We start from the raw sequence: 15,897 nt of genomic DNA, 5'->3' as shown, positions 1-15,897 counted from the left end.
ACTGGCTGCGAGGTGAGAAGGCATTCTACTCGCTGTGCAGATTTGCATAAATCAACTCAGCGAGCTTTTTACTGATACCGGGTGCTTTGGCTATTTCGTCAATGCTGGCACGGGAGAGCTCTTGCAAGCCACCAAAATGTTTAAGCAGGTCGCGTCGGCGTGTCGGGCCTACTCCGGCCACGCCTTCCAGGGTTGAGGTTCGCCGGGTTTTGCCGCGACGGGCGCGATGGCCGGTAATGGCGAAACGGTGGGCTTCGTCGCGGATCTGTTGGATCAGGTGCAGCGCAGGCGAGTCGCCCTTCAACGTGAACTCATGGGCGGCATCATTCAAGTACAACGTCTCGAAGCCGGCCTTGCGCGTGGCGCCCTTGGCCACGCCGAGCAGGATCAGGTCGGGCACCGCCAGTTCGTTGAGCACGTCGCGAGCCATGGACAGCTGGCCCTTGCCGCCGTCCACCAGCAGAATATCGGGGAGCTTGCCCTCCCCCTCCTTCAATTTGCTGAAGCGGCGCGTCAAGGCCTGGTGCATGGCGGCGTAGTCGTCGCCGGCGGTGACGCCTTCGATGTTGTAGCGCCGGTAATCGGACTTGATCGGCCCCTCCGGCCCGAACACCACGCAGGACGCCACCGTGGCTTCGCCGCTGGAGTGGCTGATGTCGTAACACTCCAGGCGCTGGGGCGGTTCGTCAAGGTTGAGGACTTCGGCCAGAGCCTCGAAGCGCGCGGCCACGTGCTGTCGATTCGCCAGACGTGCGCTCAGGGCCTGCTCGGCGTTGGTCACGGCCAGTTGCTGCCAGCGCGCCCGCGTGCCGCGCACGCGGTGGCTGATGTCCAGTTCACGGCCACGCAACGCGTGGATGGCCTCGATCAACGTCGGGAAGTCTTCATGCACCACGTTGACGATCAGTTCCGACGGCAAGTCGCGCTCGGGACTGCTGACGTAATACTGGCCCAGGAACGCGGCCATGACTTCAGCGACCTCCTCGTCGATCCCGGTCTGCGGGAAGAAGTTCTTGCTGCCCAACACCCGACCGCCACGCACACTGATCAGGTGGACACAGGCGCCACCCGGGTTGACGAACGCAGCGATCACATCGACGTCGCCGGTTCCGCCCTCCATGCTTTGCTGGTCCTGCACACGCCGCAGCAGGGAGATCTGGTCGCGCAACTCGGCGGCTCGCTCGAAATCCAGGGTGCTCGCGGCTTGTTCCATGGCGCCGGAGAGTTCGTCGGTGAGGGCGTTGCTGCGCCCTTCGAGGAACATCACCGAATGGCGCACATCCTCGGCGTACTCCGCCGGTTCAACCAGGCCGACACAGGGCGCCTTGCAACGCTTGATCTGATATTGCAGGCACGGCCGGGTGCGGTTCTTGTAGAAGCTGTCTTCGCACTGCCGCACGAAAAAGGTCTTTTGCAGCAGGCTCAGGCTTTCGCGGATCGCACCGGCGCTGGGGTAAGGTCCGAAGTATTTGCCCTTCTGCTTCTTCGCGCCCCGATGAATACTCAGGCGTGGGAAGTCGCCGTCAGATAAAAACACGTAGGGGTAGGATTTATCGTCACGCAGCAGGATGTTGTAAGGCGGCCGCCATTCCTTGATCAGCGTCTGCTCAAGCAGCAGCGCCTCGGTTTCGTTGGCGGTGATGGTGGTTTCGACCTGGGCGATACGCGCCACCAGGGCCGCGGTTTTCGGCGCGAGGCCGGTCTTGCGGAAGTAGCTCGCCAGGCGGTTTTTCAGGTTCTTGGCTTTGCCCACATACAGCAGGCGCGCCTCGCTGTCGAACATGCGGTACACGCCGGGGCGGCCGCTGCAGGTCGAGAGAAAGGCACTCGGATCAAACGGTGTGGTCATGTCAGGCGCTGGCGTCCACCATGCCGTGGCGCACCGCGAGCAGGGTCAATTCAACATCACTGCTGATGGCGAGCTTCTCGAAAATGCGATAGCGGTAGGTGTTGACGGTCTTGGGGGACAGGCACAGCTTGTCGGAGATGGCCTGCACCTTCTGGCAGCCGACAATCATCAAGGCGATCTGGATTTCACGCTCCGACAGCACGTCAAACGGCGAATCGCTGGTGGGCTGGAAGGACTTGATCGCCAACTGCTGCGCGATCTGCGGGCTGATGTAGCGCTGGCCGGCAAATACCAGGCGAATGGCTTGTACCATCTCCGCCAGGCCTGCGCCCTTGGTCAGGTATCCCGCCGCCCCCGCCTGCAGCAGACGTGTAGGAAACGGGTCTTCTTCGCACACGGTGACCACCACGACTTTGATGTCCGGGTGGCTGCGCAACAATTTGGTAGTGGCGCCAAGGCCGCCGATCCCAGGCATCTTGACGTCCATCAACACCACATCGGGTTTCAACTCCCGGGCCTTGATCAGGGACTCTTCACCCGATTCAGCCTGGCCGACTACTTGCAGGCCATCGATGTCAGCCAGCATTCGTGTAATGCCTGTACGAACGAGATCATGGTCATCGACTACTAGCACCCTAATCAAGCAGACACCTCGCGATATGGTCTTATAGGTTGCTGAACACCTTAGCAAAAAACCAAGGCGCAGACCTAGTTGCAAGTGTCATATATATAGCGCTTGAGGGCGAAGAGCGTGCCCGTCGAACGACGAGCAGCGCTGTTTCCTGGGGGAAAGGTCAGGAATCCTGGGCTACAGCTTTAATTTGCCGTTCACTTTCATCGTCAGCGAATGCTCGGCCAGGGTAGAGGTCAACCGCCTGATTGCATCCTGGTCCTCTTTGAACATCGCCCGATAGTTGCCCAGCACCTTTTCTTCGATCTGACTCAAGTTATCCATTTGCGCCGGCGTGGGAGCGCCTGTTAATACGTACAGAAGATCCACGCCTCTTTCGGCCACACGCGATAAATAATCGGCCTTCGGCGCCCGCCCGCCGTTTTCGTATTTGCCTTGTGCGTTCGCTTCAACGCCTCCAATTTCACCAAACACTTTTTGCGACAACCCAAGCCGCTCTCTTTCCTGCCTTAGACGCAAACCGATTCCACTCATTTGGATGTATGATCCTAAATTGGCACACCCCAAGAGGTGATACGCTGATCCCTTGGTTACACAAACTTGAACGGTTTTGAACTATGCCCGGAATTCGTACTGCTGCACAAGCCAAGGCTTGGCTTGAACACCAAGGTAAGTCGGTTCAAGCGTTCGCCCGGGAACACGGTGTCGACCCGGCAACCACGTATCAGGTGCTCGCTGGGCGCAAGAAAGGACGGCGGGGAGAGGCCCATAAGGTAGCGGTCCTTCTGGGCATGAAAGAAGGCATCATCCTTGCCGAGAATGAGCCTCTGAGGCAGGAACAAGAAATATTGCCCTAGGTTCAGTATGCGCTTATTAAGCCGTTGTGCCTGTTTTGCGCAAATGAGTCACTTATTAGTCTGCGGACATGGACCGACAATCGCGTTCCATGCACCAGAAGCACGCTTCCTCACCCGCAACTTGCAAACCCTTGCGCTGATAAAGCCTTTTTGCCGGATTGGTTTTAAACACGGTCAACCGTAAAAGACCGCGACCTTGACCGCACGCCTTAAGCGCCATTTGCTCCAGTACCCAGCTGCCTGCTCCACGGCCACGGAACGGTTCGAGAATATGCAACTCGCGAATGTACAGCGCCTGGCTGTCGCGACTCAGGCTGATAAAGCCCACCACGGTATCGTCGCTGCAGATCAGCCAATTCTCGCGCCCCGCCCAGGCCACGTCGAAACCATCGTTGGACCACAGCAAACGGTATTGCGCGTAGTAGCCGCGCATGGCTTCGTAGGTCAGCGTCCGGGCAAATGAGCGGTCCTGGTCAGTCGCCGCGCGCAAGTGAAACGTCATGTCATCGCGCCCCTTCAGCCCACAGTGCTACCGCTTGACCGGTCCAGCGCCCGCCATCGCGACGGGCAATGACCAGCGCGTCGCCCCCCCCCGGCGCGGCGGCAAGCACCTGCCCATCGGCGCCCCAGATAGCACTGCGTCCCGCGCACGCCCAGCCGCCCGAGGGGCCACCGTGATTGGCCATCAATACCACCAGGCCATGCTCGGCGGCGTAGCCCTGGAGCAACGCGCTGTCCGTTGCGTAGCCGCCTTCACTGATCAGCACACCGGCGGCGTATACAGTGGCGCCCGCTTGCGCAGCCTGACGTGCATGGCTGGCGTGGGAAAAGTCGGCGCAGACCGCCAGCGCGATCCGATCATCCCGCCACTCAAGCACGTCACCGCCCTGCCCCGCGACAAACGCCACCTCTTCGCCGAGATGCAGATGCTGCTTGGTGTAAACCGCAAGCGAACCGTCTGCTCCCAGCACCAACGCGGCGATCGACACGCCCGCCCCTGGCGCCAAGCGGATCGGCATGCCCACCACCGCCGTCAAGCGCAGCTCCCGCGCCATCTCGCGCAGCGGCGTCAACAGCGCGTCCTCGGGGGCGATTGCCAGCTCAGCCGCCAAGGACGGCTCATACCCGCTCAACGACAGCTCCGGAAACACCAGCACTTGCACACCCTGCTCAGCCGCGGCGCGCATGAACGCCAGGTGCCGCAGGATATTGGCCGGTACGTCGCCGGCGATGGAAATGGATTGAGCAGCGGCAAGGGTCAAGGCAGTCATGGTCGCGTCCCGGCAAGCATTATTGAGTGGCCACCAGCATATCGGCACTCCCCCCATAGTCGTAAGTACCTCCACACAATAGAAATTACCGATTGAATCCACCCGTGCGCCTCTAGTAAGCTGCCACCATCATTTGGAGAGCCACCATGTTGCAACTCACCCACACCCAGGTTTGCCCTGCTGCCAGCGCCTCGCGCTCGGTATCGGCTACCCGTGTGAACGGTTTGAGCGCACTGGTCAGCTTTTATTTTGGGTATTGGTTTAGCCACTGGCGCGCCTGATACCTGAAATCGGCGCCCACTGCTCAAGGGGTCGCCTACCAAAGAAATCTAACCCCCGGTCGGCTCCCCGATCGGGGGTTTTGTTTTTTCAGCCCTGAACACTTTGTTTGATCAAGACCATTTAAAGGAATCACGACATGAACTACGCCACCTATTACCGCTACGACACCAGCACTGCATGGCGATTTAGCAAGCTCCGCTCGGGACAGCCTGCCGCCTCCGATCGGTCACCTATCGGTGGCAAGCCAACACACGTAGCCACTACGGCCAATTGTCGAACACCCCAGTAGGGCAGAGCGTGCGGGAATCGCCCGCCGCTTGCCCAGGAAGCCTTGAAGATGAACTCCTCCGTCGCCGCTCTGCCCGTTTCTACCCTGACCAGCGCCAATGAAGCGCTGACCCTGCGCTTGCCCAGTTCCCTTGAACTCAAGCACCAGTTACCTCTCAGCCCATTCCTCAATGAGCAAATCCACGCCCATCGCCAAGCCGTGCGCGCCATTCTCAATGGCGAAGATTCACGTTTGCTGGTGATCGTCGGTCCGTGTTCGATCCACGACCCGGAATCGGCCATGGAATACGCACGCAACCTGAAGAAACTGGCGTTGGACGTCAGCGACCAGATGCTGCTGGTAATCCGCGCCTACGTCGAAAAACCGCGCACCACCATTGGCTGGAAAGGCCTGGCCTACGACCCGCACCTGGATGGCAGCGATGACATGGCCGCCGGCCTCAGCCTGTCCCGCGAACTGATGCGTGAGATGCTGCGCCTGGGCCTGCCGGTCGCCACCGAGTTGCTGCAACCGATGGCCGCCGGCTACTTCGACGACCTGCTCAGTTGGGTCGCCATCGGCGCACGCACCACCGAGTCGCAGATCCACCGCGAAATGGCCAGCGGCCTGGGCATGCCCGTCGGCTTCAAGAACGGCACCGACGGCGGCGTCGCCATTGCCTGCGATGCGATGCGCTCGGCGTCCCACCCGCACCGGCACTTCGGCGTCGACAGCCAGGGCCACCCGGCGATCATCCAGACCCCGGGCAACCCCGACACCCACCTGGTGTTGCGCGGCGGTCACCGTGGCCCGAACTACGATGCGCAGAGCGTGGCCCAGGTGAAACAGGACCTGGCCAAGTCCAAGGTGACCGCGCGGATCATGGTCGATTGCAGCCATGCCAACAGTGGCAAAGACCCGCTGCGTCAGCCGGCAGTGTTCAATGAAGTGCTGGAGCAACGCCTGCAGGGCGACACTTCGCTGATCGGCATGATGCTCGAAAGCCACGTGTTCGAAGGCTGCCAACCATTGGGCCCGGCGATGAAATACGGCGTGTCGGTGACCGACGGTTGCCTGGGCTGGGACAGCACCGAGCAGCTGTTGCGCAGCGCAGCTCAACGCTTGCGCGAACACGCCATCGGCTGAGCAATGGACACCGGCTGCCTGCAAAGCGCGGGCAAGCCGGACGGCCGCCAACCTGGAGAGCAACCTCAAGGCCCTGTAACTGACCTTGAGCGCTGCCGACAAGCTGCACCTGACAGCCCCAAAGGCATCGCGCCGACGCGGAACTAAACCCCGGCCACCGGCGTGCGCGATAATTCCCGCAGCCAGGGCAATACGCGCAAGCCCGCGGCGGCCTCAGGTGGGTCGATGATGTCCATGAAGTGCTCAAGGTTGATGTTATCCGGTACGCCGGGCAAGCGGACCAGTACCTGCGGTGTCAAGCCGACGGGTACGCCCAGGTCCAAGTGATCGTAGACCAGAACGTGGCGCACCTGGGCCTGCGGCCCACCGGCGTGGGCCGCCAAGCCTGCATTGACGATCAGCACATCAAAGGGTTCGGCCGGGATCGCCGTGAGGATCTGGACCTCTTCAAAGGTTTGCACCGGCACAATCCGGTGATACCCCAACCGGTTGAGCATTTTTTCGATATACAACCGTTGCAGGTGCTGTTCATCGGCAATCAGGATGGTCAGTGCTTTGTTCGGCATGGCAAACCCCTGGCAGGCTGTGCTCGTTGAGTGAGAGCAGCCCATTTTCCAGACATATCCCGCAGACAAAATCAGGCATGTTCCCCCTTCATGTAGGAGTTGTCCCAAATCCACCGAATAACCACCCAACCGCGTCAAGGTTGATTGCAATAAACGCTCAAGCTGTGATGCAAATCATCGATCGCCTGCTCGACGCCCTCAACCGCTGGCCCCAACGCCTGGAGGTCCTGCCGTTCGCACACGGCCTCCAAGGCTTCGCAACAAGCGATCAGCGCGTGCGCCTTGACCATCCGCGCGCCGCCTTTGGCGCGGTGTGCCAGGTCATGCAACTGGGCAAAGTCGGCCTGACGTCGCAATGACGGCAATAGCCGTTGATCGGCTTCCAGACTGTCGAGCAGCGGCATCAACAATTCGTTGAGCGCTGCATGATCGTCCCCCGTCAGCATGATCAGCGCTCCCAGATCGAACGCCGGTTCGGCTTGCGGCTCGCATAGGCTCGCCATGCGCGGCGCCAGGGCCGATCGCAAGTCTTCGAGCCCGGTGGGCTTGAACAGGCACCCGTCCATGCCCGCCTGGCGACAGCGCTCGGCTTCTTCGGGTTGGGCATTGGCGGTAAACCCCAGCAGCAGGCACGGCACCAGGCCTCGTTCGTGCTCTTGAGTACGAATATCCCGCGCCAATGTGTAACCGTCCTTCAGAGGCATATTGCAATCGGTGATCACGCCATCGAAGTGCCCGGCCTGCCACAGCGCGAGCCCCTGTACACCGTCCTCGGCCGTGGTAATGCGATGCCCCAGGAAGCTCAACTGCCGGGCCAGCAGCAAACGGTTGGCCGGGTAGTCATCCACCACCAGGATACTCAACGCGCGTGTCGGTGGGCTGTGCGCAGCAGGCGCCGAAGCCGGCTCCGGCAGCGCGGCCGCCAGGCTCAGCGCCACACTCACGTCCACCCGGGTGCCCTGCCCCAGCACGCTGCTCAGGTGCAACTGACCGCCCATCATTTCGCATAGACTGCGACTGATCACCAACCCCAGGCCGGAACCGCTGCGCGCCGATTGTTCAGCGTTGCTGCCCTGGCTGAACGGGTTGAACAGCCGCTGCTGGTCCTGAGCACTGATGCCCATACCGGTGTCTTGCACCCACAACCTGAGCCGCAGTTGATCCTCCGCGACATCGCCCTGGGCGCCCAGTTGCACCTGGCCTTTGCTGGTGAACTTGATGGCATTGCTGAGCAGGTTCGAAACCACTTGCTTGAAGCGCAGCGGGTCGATCAGCACCGGGCGATCGAGCGCCGGATCGAGCGTCACCCGCAGCGCCAGCCCTTTGGCCCGCGCGAGGCCTTCGAAAACCCGCACCACCGAGGCCAGCAGCTCACGCAGGTTGGCGGGCTCCTGGGCCAGGGACAGGTGGCCGGATTCGATCCGGGCGATGTCCAGGATGTCGCCGATCAATTCCAGCATGCCGCGCGAGGCTACCGACGCCACTTCCAGCGCATCGCGATCCGCCCGACCTTGCTCGGCGCTTTTGAGTGCCAGCTCGATCATGCCGATCACCGCGTTCATCGGCGTCCGGATCTCGTGGCTCATGGTGGCCAGGAACGTCGTCTTGGCGCGGTTGGCGGCGTCGGCATCGTCCTTGGCTTCCTGCAACTGGCCCAGCAAGCGGTGGCGCTCACTCACATCCACCCAGCCGGCAATCATACCCACGACCTTCTCGTCGCCGTCGCGGTACGGCAGCATCCAGTGGTAAATCGTGAGGACTTCGCCGCCCGGCACCCTGAGGATCCGGTCATGAATCTGCGGCTCGCCCCGCGCCATCAACTTCAGGTAGTCGTCATGGTACGACTGGGCTTGCGGCGGGTTACCGGTGTCGGTTTCCACCACGGTCTTGCCGATCACGTCTTCGAGCTTGAAACCGAACACGTCGAGGTAGGCATTGTTGCAGGCCATCAACCGCCCCTGGCGATCGCGCACGTAAATCGGGTGAGGCGTGCCGTCGATCAACACGCTCATAAAGCGCATCTGATCGCTCAACGCCCGCTCGGCCTGGGCGCGCTTGCGAATCAGGCTGCGCAGGTAAAAGGCCCAGCACAGGGTGATCAACAACAGCACCGCGGCGAGACTGAAACCCTGGATGATTGCGTTGCGATGGCGCAGCCAGTAGCTGTCTTCAATGATGATCTCGCTGCGCCAGTGATTGGTCAGCTCATCCAGCTCCTCAGGTGTGATGCTCAACAATGCCTTGTCGAGGATCGAATACAGCTCCAGTTGGCTGCGGTTGACGCCAAACGTGATCCGCGCCGGCTCCGTGCCGACGGTGCTGGTCATACGCAAGCGGTCGCGGTAATGACGCGCAATCATGTAGCGCGCACTGATGAGCGAAATAACAGTCGCATCGGCCCCGCCATTGGCCACCAACTCCATGGCGGCTTCGGGGTTTGCGCTGTCGATAAACTCAATACCGGGGTAATCCCGCGTGATTTGCTCACCCAGGCTGTTGCTGCGAATGAACGCCAGGCGCTTTCCGGGCAAGTCTTCCAGGGTAACCAGCCGCTCGTCTTCGGCGCGCACCACCAGCACATACGGGTTGGACAGGTAAGGCCGGGTGAAGCGCAACTTCTCGGCCCGCTCGACGCTGGGGGTAATCACCGCCAGCATGTCTGCCTGGCCAGCATTGACCTCATCGATTTGTCGAGGCAACGAACTGCCCTTCACCACATCGAACTTCAGGCCCGTGCGCAAGCTGATCCGCGCCAGCACCTCCGCGCTAAGCCCTTCGAATTGCCCTTGCTCATTGAAAAACGACAATGGCACGAACTTGTCGAGCACCGCCACTTTCACCCGCGGGTGTTTCTCCAGCCAGCGCTGCTCGCTGTCACTCAGGCGCAGCCGTTCGGCTTCCATGAAACCGCTGCCGCCAGCACTCCAGCGGCGCAGAATATCCATCTGCTGGTTGACCGGCACGATGGCCAACGCGGCGTTGATGATATTGCGCAGGCGAATATTGTCCTTGGTGAACGCAAACCCGAAAGGGTTGACCTCCAGGCCGGAAAAATCCGCCACGCGCACGTTATTGAGGTGGTTCTTGTTGATCAAGTACCGGGTGCTGATGGCATCGCCCAGGTACGCATCGGCCCGGCCGAACGCCACCGCACCGATGGCTTCGAAGGTCGAGGCAAACAGTTGCAACTGCGCGTGGGGGTAGAACTGCTGCACGGCATCGGGCTGCATGTAGTGATACAGCATGGCCACGCGTTTGCCGGCCAAGTCCGCGCTCAGGGCCTGGGTGTCTCCGATGCGGGTGACCAGGGTGGGTTGATCGTTGGCGTAAGAGCGTGACAGCTCCAACTCAGGGTCTGCGGCTTCATAGCCGTTGGCCGAGCCAACGAAATCCACCGCGCCCTGCTTGAGCGCTTCAATCACTTCATCGCGGGTGTCGTAGCGTCGCACCTCGATGATGATATTCAACGCCTGCGCCACCAGCGCCGCATAATCGGCGGTAATGCCCTCAAGCTCGTCGTTGTTGTTGCTCAGGTCGAATGGCGCGTAATCCGGCGCCGACACCCCCATCACCAACGTGCGCCGCTCACGTAGCCAGCGCCAGTCGGTTTCATCCAGCGTCAGGCTGGGGTTTTCGAGCTGAGAGTGCCCCAACAGGAACAGTGCATGTGGCTGATCGACGGCCACTGCGATCATGGGCAACAGGCCCATCAACAAGATCGCGGCGAGCCGCTTAAACACAGTGGCAGTCATTTCAGATCAGATGATTGCGCTGGGCGAACTTGGATAAATGCACGACGGAGGACATGCGCAACTTCTCCTTCAGGCGGGTTTTGTACGTGCTGATGGTCTTGTGGCTCAGCAGCATGTCCTCGGCGATTTCCTTGTTGCCCAGGCCCAGGGCCAGCTTCTGCAGCACCGTCAACTCGCGGTCCGAAAGAGCTTCCACCAACTCGTGCTCGGAGGTCTGCAAATCATCGCGGCGCACCGAACTGGTGGGCAGGCTGGGAAAGCAGCTGTAGTTGCACATCACAGCCTTAATTGCTTTTTGCAGCTCGTCCAACTCGCCGGTCTTGGCGACAAACCCCATGGCACCGGCCCGCATGCACCGGGTCGAAAAAAACACCGCCAAGTAGGACGTGAGCACCAGGATCTTGCACGGCAGGCCCAAGGCCTTGATCCGACTGATGACCTCCAGGCCACCCAACTTGGGCATCGCCAGGTCGAGAATCACCAGGTCCGGACGCCCTTCTCTGGCCTTCTGCACGGCATCCGCGCCATTACCCGCTTCATCAATTTCAGTAAAACCTTCCTGTTTCAACAGAAATTTGACAGTGGCACGAATAAACGGGTGGTCATCCACTACTAACGCTTTGCTCATAAAACACCCCTGAGAGGACAAAGTACGCTGACACATCACACGGGACGCAGCCACCTGTGAGAATTGACAGTCCCGACGAACGGTACGGTCCCTCAGAGCGCCAACAGACGGGTGCCTGGTCCCTTCCCTTGAAAATCACCACGAACATATGAAGCCATATCATTGCTGCCGGCCAGCCGCAGCGATCAACCTTAGCAATGGGGTGATGTTTCTTACGAAGGGATAATCCTGACTGCGTGTAGGACTTTTCCTTACAAAAGCATAGCCAATCCTGGGTTTACCTAGGCTTGACCAGGATGGATCAGTCGGTGGTACTTGGGCTCCAGAAAGCCTGCACCACCAGGCTCGACATGGAAATGCGCGTCACCAGGGCGTCCAGTTCATCACCGTCCACGGAAGTGGCCGCCAGGGTCGCCTCGATCTCCACTTCTTCGCTGCCAAACGGGCGCACATCGACATCGCTGGCGGGGTAGTTGCAACGTGCCAGCTCGGCTTCCAGCAACACCATGACCGCCTGTTGCTGGCTACGCCGTGCAATCACATAGAGGATGTTGGTCACCTCCGCCGACACCACATCCAGCGGCTGGCGGTTGATGTTATTGACGATCGGCCGCAGCAGCGTATTGGCCGCCAGTACGAACAACGTGCCCAGCAGCGCTTCGAGGATCAGGTCGGCACCGGCACAGGCGCCCACCGCGGCCGAGGCCCAGAGGGTGGCGGCGGTGTTGAGCCCGCGCACGTTGCCTTCTTCGCGCATGATCACGCCGGCCCCCAGAAAGCCGATGCCCGACACCACATAGGCGACCACCCGCACAGCACCGTCTGCACCGCCCAGGCGGTTGGCCATGTCGACGAAAATCGCCGCGCCCACTGCGACCAGCACGTTGGTGCGCAAGCCCGCCGTGCGCTGGCGGTACTGGCGCTCGAAGCCGATCAAGCCGCCGAGGATAAACGCGGCGGTCAGGCTGACCACGGTATCGATCAGGGAATCGAGGTTGATGTTGTTGATTGCCTGCATAAAAACTCCATGAATGCGGCGGCAGCCCCACTGCCATCGCGGGCAGGCCCGGCTCCCACCGGGCCCAGGGGCGTTCGATACAACTGTTATTGCCAGCCAAACTTACGGATGTAGTAGCCCTTTACCGCCTGGGTCAACGCCATGTACCCCAACAGAATCACGGGCAGGAACACAAAGTACAGCGACGGCAATGCCTGCAGTTTGAAGTAGTGCGCCAGCGGCCCCATCGGCAGGAAAATCCCTACGGCCATGATCACCCCCGTCATCACCATCAGCGGCATTGCCGCACGGCTTTGCAGGAACGGGATTTTCGGGGTGCGGATCATATGTACGATCAGCGTCTGGGTCAGCAACCCCACCACGAACCAACCCGACTGGAACAGGGTCTGGTGGTCCGGGGTGTTGGCATCGAACACATACCACATGAGTGCGAACGTGGTGATGTCAAAGATCGAACTGATCGGCCCGAAAAACAGCATGAAACGGCCCACATCCCCCGGTTGCCAGCGTTGCGGCTTGGCGAGCATTTCTTCATCGACGTTATCGAATGGAATCGCGATCTGCGAAATGTCGTACAGCAGGTTCTGCACCAGCAAATGCATGGGCAGCATCGGCAGGAACGGAATGAACGCACTGGCGACCAGCACCGAAAACACGTTGCCGAAGTTGGAGCTGGCGGTCATCTTGATGTACTTGAGCATGTTGGCGAAGGTGCGCCGGCCTTCGAGCACGCCCTCCTCCAGGATCATCAGGCTCTTTTCCAGCAGGATGATGTCAGCCGCTTCCTTGGCGATGTCCACCGCGCTGTCCACCGAAATACCGATATCGGCCGTGCGCAGCGCCGGTGCGTCGTTGATCCCGTCGCCCATGAAGCCCACCACATGGCCGTTGGCCTTGAGCAGGCGCACGATGCGTTCCTTGTGCGACGGCGTCAGCCTGGCGAATACGTTGGTGGTTTCCACGGCCTTGGCCAGTTCGGCGTCGGTCATGTCCTCGATGTCGTTGCCCATCAGCAGGCCTTGCTGCTCCAGGCCCACTTCGCGGCAGATCTTGGCGGTGACCAGTTCGTTATCGCCCGTCAGCACTTTGACGGCCACGCCGTGGGCTTTGAGGGCCTTGAGGGCAGGCGCGGTGCTTTCCTTGGGCGGATCGAGGAAGGCCACATAACCGATCAACGTCAGGTTTTTTTCATCCGCCAGGTTGTAGGTATCGCGCCCCGCTGACATCGGCTGCGCGGCGACCGCGACCACCCGCAAGCCTTCTTCGTTGAATGCCGCGGTCACTTGGCGGATGCGCGCCAGCAACTCATCGGTCAGCGCTTCGTTGGAGTCGCCGTGGCGCACCCGGTTGCACACCGACAGAATCTCTTCCACCGCGCCTTTGCAGATCAACAGGTGCGGCTGGCCTTGCTCGGCCACCACCACCGACATCCGGCGCCGGTTGAAGTCGAACGGGATCTCATCGACCTTCTGGAACGCGGTGGCGACTTTCAGCTCGCGATGCACTTCCACGTGTTCCAGCACCGCCACGTCCAGCAGGTTTTTCAGACCGGTCTGGTAGTAACTGTTGAGGTAGGCCATTTCCAGCACGTCGTCGGACTCTTCGCCCCACACGTCCACATGGCGCGCCAGGAAAATCTTGTCCTGGGTCAGCGTGCCGGTTTTGTCCGTACACAGTACGTCCATGGCGCCGAAGTTCTGGATCGCGTCCAGGCGCTTGACGATGACCTTCTTGCGCGACAGAAACACCGCGCCCTTGGCCAACGTCGAGGTGACGATCATCGGCAGCATTTCCGGGGTCAGGCCCACGGCAATCGACAGCGCGAACAGCAGCGCTTCGGTCCAGTCGCCCTTGGTGAAACCGTTGATGAACAACACCAGCGGCGCCATCACGAACATGAAGCGAATCAGCAGCCAACTGACTTTGTTGACGCCCTGCTGGAACGAGGTGGTCGCGCGATCCGTGGCGGTGACGCGCTGGGCCAACGCGCCGAAATAGGTGCTGTTGCCGGTGGTCAGAATCACCGCCGTCGCCGCGCCGGACACCACGTTGGTGCCCATGAACAGGATGTTTTCCAGGTCCAGCGGGTTGCGCGTCTTGGCATCCTTCTGCTGGGCGAACTTCTCCACCGGCATCGATTCGCCGGTCATCGCCGCCTGGCTGACGAACAGGTCCTTGGCATTGAGCACGCGGCAGTCGGCGGGGATCATGTCGCCGGCCGACAGCACGATCAGGTCGCCCGGCACCAGTTGCTTGATCGGCAGCTCGATGGGTTTGGCCGCCTCACGGCGCAACACCGTCGCGGTATTGCTCACCATGTCCTTGAGTGCGTCGGCAGCCTTGTTCGACTTGGCCTCCTGCCAGAAACGCAGCAGCGTCGACAGCACCACCATGGAAAAAATCACCGTGGCGGCCTTCATGTCTTCGGTCAGCCAGGAGATCACCGCCAGCAAGGTCAGCAGCAGGTTGAAGGGGTTCTTGTAGCAATGCCACAGGTGGACCCACCAGGGCAGCGGCTGTTCGTGTTCGACTTCATTGAGGCCGTGTTGCTCCCGCAACGCGTCGGCTTCCTGGACGCCCAAGCCTTCGGCGTGACTGCCCAGGGTGCCCAGCAATTGTTCCGCGCCGCTGTTGGCCGCAGCCACCAGGGTTTGCGCCAGGCTCGGCGGGACTTCGCGGCTGACGCTGGCGTCGGTGACGCTGTCGAGCAGTGCCAGGCGACGGAAATGCCGAGCGATATGCCGGGTCCGCAGGAAGCCGGCAAAGAACTCTTTCAACAGAGTGAAGTTCATGGTGTTACTCCTGCGCGAGGAAACCATCGTGCAGGTACGACCAACTGCGCCGCGCCCGATCAAAAAGGCACAGCCAGCCTGGCCCGCCCGCCGCAAAAAGGCAGGCGCGTCCGTAGCAACCTGAGGTGAATCAGGTGCTGGTCAGCGTCGATGAGAGTGGATCGAGGCAGGCGCCAGGACTGGTCGCTGCCGGGATGCCGCTTCTCGCTGTTTGGCGAGACAACGGCATCGGAAGAATGCGCGTTACCTTGCCAAGTCTGTGCCGGTTACCGAAACCGGCCGACGACTGTCACTTGAACAAGTACCCACTGAGGGTCTCCGCTATTGATGAAAACGCGCGAAGCTTACGCCCCGATTACAGGAGAGTAAACCGTAGGAAAGTACCTGCATGATGAATAAGAGGATTCTTCAGGATGGGTTCAGGAACCCCTATCTTGAAGCCCTCCAAGGCTTAAATGTGGGAGGGAGCTTGCTCCCGATGGCGATGGTGCAACTAGAGATAAGCTAACTGCCCCACCGCCATCGGGAGCAAGTCGAGTCGTCGCACCGCCCCTCCCACAGGTTGAATGTGTCTATCCGCAGCTAAGGTGCAACAGGTCGATCTCGCGGCACCCGTATCAGGTAATCATCCAGCTGCCCACCCACCAGCGCCTTGACCTGAATCGACACCGTATTCAGCTGTCGCCCCATCCTGACCCCCTCGCGAATACGCACCGGCACATACCCCAGTTTCGGCCAGAAACGCTCGGCCTTGCGATTACCGACCACCACCGTCAGGCGCAGCCACTCGGCCCCCTGCGTGACGGCCCATGCTTCGAGGTCGGCGTGTAACCGCCG

At 60.9% G+C, this 15,897-nt stretch carries 13 protein-coding genes and 1 pseudogene; 3 read left to right on the top strand and 11 right to left on the bottom strand.

Annotation, left to right across the window (positions count from 1 at the left end; all coding sequences use genetic code 11):
* Positions 1–25: 25 nt before the first annotated feature.
* The 3 genes from uvrC to MOQ67_RS11865 all read right to left on the bottom strand — a co-directional run bounded on the left by uvrC (position 26) and on the right by MOQ67_RS11865 (position 3,014).
* Entirely contained in the window at positions 26–1,849 is a 1,824-nt protein-coding gene (gene uvrC, locus MOQ67_RS11875) for an excinuclease ABC subunit UvrC (protein WP_017847080.1), read from the bottom strand.
* A 1-nt stretch (position 1,850) separates the two neighbouring features.
* Positions 1,851–2,492: a response regulator transcription factor GacA gene (gene gacA, locus MOQ67_RS11870; protein WP_026140040.1), complete on the bottom strand. Its 642-nt coding sequence runs from the start codon at positions 2,490–2,492 to the stop codon at positions 1,851–1,853.
* A gap of 165 nt (positions 2,493–2,657) precedes the next feature.
* Entirely contained in the window at positions 2,658–3,014 is a 357-nt protein-coding gene (locus tag MOQ67_RS11865) for a helix-turn-helix domain-containing protein (RefSeq protein ID WP_046485884.1), read from the bottom strand.
* Positions 3,015–3,097: 83 nt separating this feature from the next.
* Between MOQ67_RS11865 and MOQ67_RS11860 the strand changes: the two genes are divergently transcribed.
* Positions 3,098–3,337 (top strand): DNA-binding protein, encoded by a 240-nt coding sequence (locus MOQ67_RS11860; protein WP_046384003.1) that lies wholly within the window; start codon positions 3,098–3,100, stop codon positions 3,335–3,337.
* A gap of 55 nt (positions 3,338–3,392) precedes the next feature.
* Here the strand turns inward: MOQ67_RS11860 and MOQ67_RS11855 are convergent, their stop codons facing one another.
* Positions 3,393–3,839 (bottom strand): GNAT family N-acetyltransferase, encoded by a 447-nt coding sequence (locus MOQ67_RS11855; RefSeq protein ID WP_177032211.1) that lies wholly within the window; start codon positions 3,837–3,839, stop codon positions 3,393–3,395.
* A 1-nt stretch (position 3,840) separates the two neighbouring features.
* Positions 3,841–4,608, bottom strand: coding sequence for a carbon-nitrogen hydrolase family protein (locus MOQ67_RS11850; RefSeq protein ID WP_198717484.1), 768 nt, complete (start codon positions 4,606–4,608; stop codon positions 3,841–3,843).
* 146 nt (positions 4,609–4,754) lie between these two features.
* Here MOQ67_RS11850 and MOQ67_RS11845 point away from each other — a divergent pair, with 146 nt between their 5' ends.
* A complete protein-coding gene (locus MOQ67_RS11845) occupies positions 4,755–4,889 on the top strand; it encodes a hypothetical protein (protein WP_256350929.1) in 135 nt (44 codons plus the stop codon).
* 338 nt (positions 4,890–5,227) lie between these two features.
* A complete protein-coding gene (locus MOQ67_RS11840; protein ID WP_046384006.1) occupies positions 5,228–6,304 on the top strand; it encodes a 3-deoxy-7-phosphoheptulonate synthase in 1,077 nt (358 codons plus the stop codon).
* Positions 6,305–6,447: 143 nt separating this feature from the next.
* Here MOQ67_RS11840 and MOQ67_RS11835 read toward each other — a convergent pair whose 3' ends face one another.
* The 6 genes and pseudogenes from MOQ67_RS11835 to MOQ67_RS11810 all read right to left on the bottom strand — a co-directional run.
* Positions 6,448–6,870: a hypothetical protein gene (locus MOQ67_RS11835; RefSeq protein ID WP_017847073.1), complete on the bottom strand. Its 423-nt coding sequence runs from the start codon at positions 6,868–6,870 to the stop codon at positions 6,448–6,450.
* A 134-nt stretch (positions 6,871–7,004) separates the two neighbouring features.
* On the bottom strand, positions 7,005–10,622 hold the full coding sequence (locus MOQ67_RS11830) for a transporter substrate-binding domain-containing protein (RefSeq protein WP_198717483.1): 3,618 nt from the start codon (positions 10,620–10,622) through the stop codon (positions 7,005–7,007).
* A gap of 1 nt (position 10,623) precedes the next feature.
* Complete coding sequence (locus tag MOQ67_RS11825; protein WP_017847071.1) at positions 10,624–11,250, bottom strand: response regulator transcription factor; 627 nt, start codon at positions 11,248–11,250, stop codon at positions 10,624–10,626.
* A 301-nt stretch (positions 11,251–11,551) separates the two neighbouring features.
* The gene (locus MOQ67_RS11820; RefSeq protein WP_017847070.1) at positions 11,552–12,268 is read right to left on the bottom strand and encodes an MgtC/SapB family protein; all 717 of its coding nucleotides are present in this window, start codon (positions 12,266–12,268) and stop codon (positions 11,552–11,554) included.
* 86 nt (positions 12,269–12,354) lie between these two features.
* Positions 12,355–15,060 carry a magnesium-translocating P-type ATPase gene (gene mgtA, locus MOQ67_RS11815; RefSeq protein ID WP_017847069.1) on the bottom strand — a complete coding sequence of 902 codons (2,706 nt, stop codon included), beginning with the start codon at positions 15,058–15,060 and terminating at the stop codon, positions 12,355–12,357.
* Positions 15,061–15,642: 582 nt separating this feature from the next.
* Positions 15,643–15,897 (bottom strand): annotated as a pseudogene (locus MOQ67_RS11810) (GNAT family N-acetyltransferase); the annotation flags it as partial.

The sequence above is a fragment of the Pseudomonas sp. LY-1 genome (assembly GCF_053502595.1).
This window is presented reverse-complemented; position numbering and strand designations above follow the sequence as displayed.

What these genes read in the sequence shown, in the direction of transcription:
- MOQ67_RS11825 (WP_017847071.1), bottom strand. Translation starts at nt 11,250, where the DNA reads ATGAGCAAAGCGTTAGTAGTGGATGACCACCCGTTTATTCGTGCCACT.
- MOQ67_RS11835 (WP_017847073.1), bottom strand. Translation starts at nt 6,870, where the DNA reads ATGCCGAACAAAGCACTGACCATCCTGATTGCCGATGAACAGCACCTG.
- MOQ67_RS11820 (WP_017847070.1), bottom strand. Translation starts at nt 12,268, where the DNA reads ATGCAGGCAATCAACAACATCAACCTCGATTCCCTGATCGATACCGTG.
- MOQ67_RS11860 (WP_046384003.1), top strand. Translation starts at nt 3,098, where the DNA reads ATGCCCGGAATTCGTACTGCTGCACAAGCCAAGGCTTGGCTTGAACAC.
- MOQ67_RS11855 (WP_177032211.1), bottom strand. Translation starts at nt 3,839, where the DNA reads ATGACGTTTCACTTGCGCGCGGCGACTGACCAGGACCGCTCATTTGCC.
- mgtA (WP_017847069.1), bottom strand. Translation starts at nt 15,060, where the DNA reads ATGAACTTCACTCTGTTGAAAGAGTTCTTTGCCGGCTTCCTGCGGACC.
- MOQ67_RS11845 (WP_256350929.1), top strand. Translation starts at nt 4,755, where the DNA reads ATGTTGCAACTCACCCACACCCAGGTTTGCCCTGCTGCCAGCGCCTCG.
- MOQ67_RS11840 (WP_046384006.1), top strand. Translation starts at nt 5,228, where the DNA reads ATGAACTCCTCCGTCGCCGCTCTGCCCGTTTCTACCCTGACCAGCGCC.
- MOQ67_RS11850 (WP_198717484.1), bottom strand. Translation starts at nt 4,608, where the DNA reads ATGACTGCCTTGACCCTTGCCGCTGCTCAATCCATTTCCATCGCCGGC.
- MOQ67_RS11830 (WP_198717483.1), bottom strand. Translation starts at nt 10,622, where the DNA reads ATGACTGCCACTGTGTTTAAGCGGCTCGCCGCGATCTTGTTGATGGGC.
- MOQ67_RS11865 (WP_046485884.1), bottom strand. Translation starts at nt 3,014, where the DNA reads ATGAGTGGAATCGGTTTGCGTCTAAGGCAGGAAAGAGAGCGGCTTGGG.
- uvrC (WP_017847080.1), bottom strand. Translation starts at nt 1,849, where the DNA reads ATGACCACACCGTTTGATCCGAGTGCCTTTCTCTCGACCTGCAGCGGC.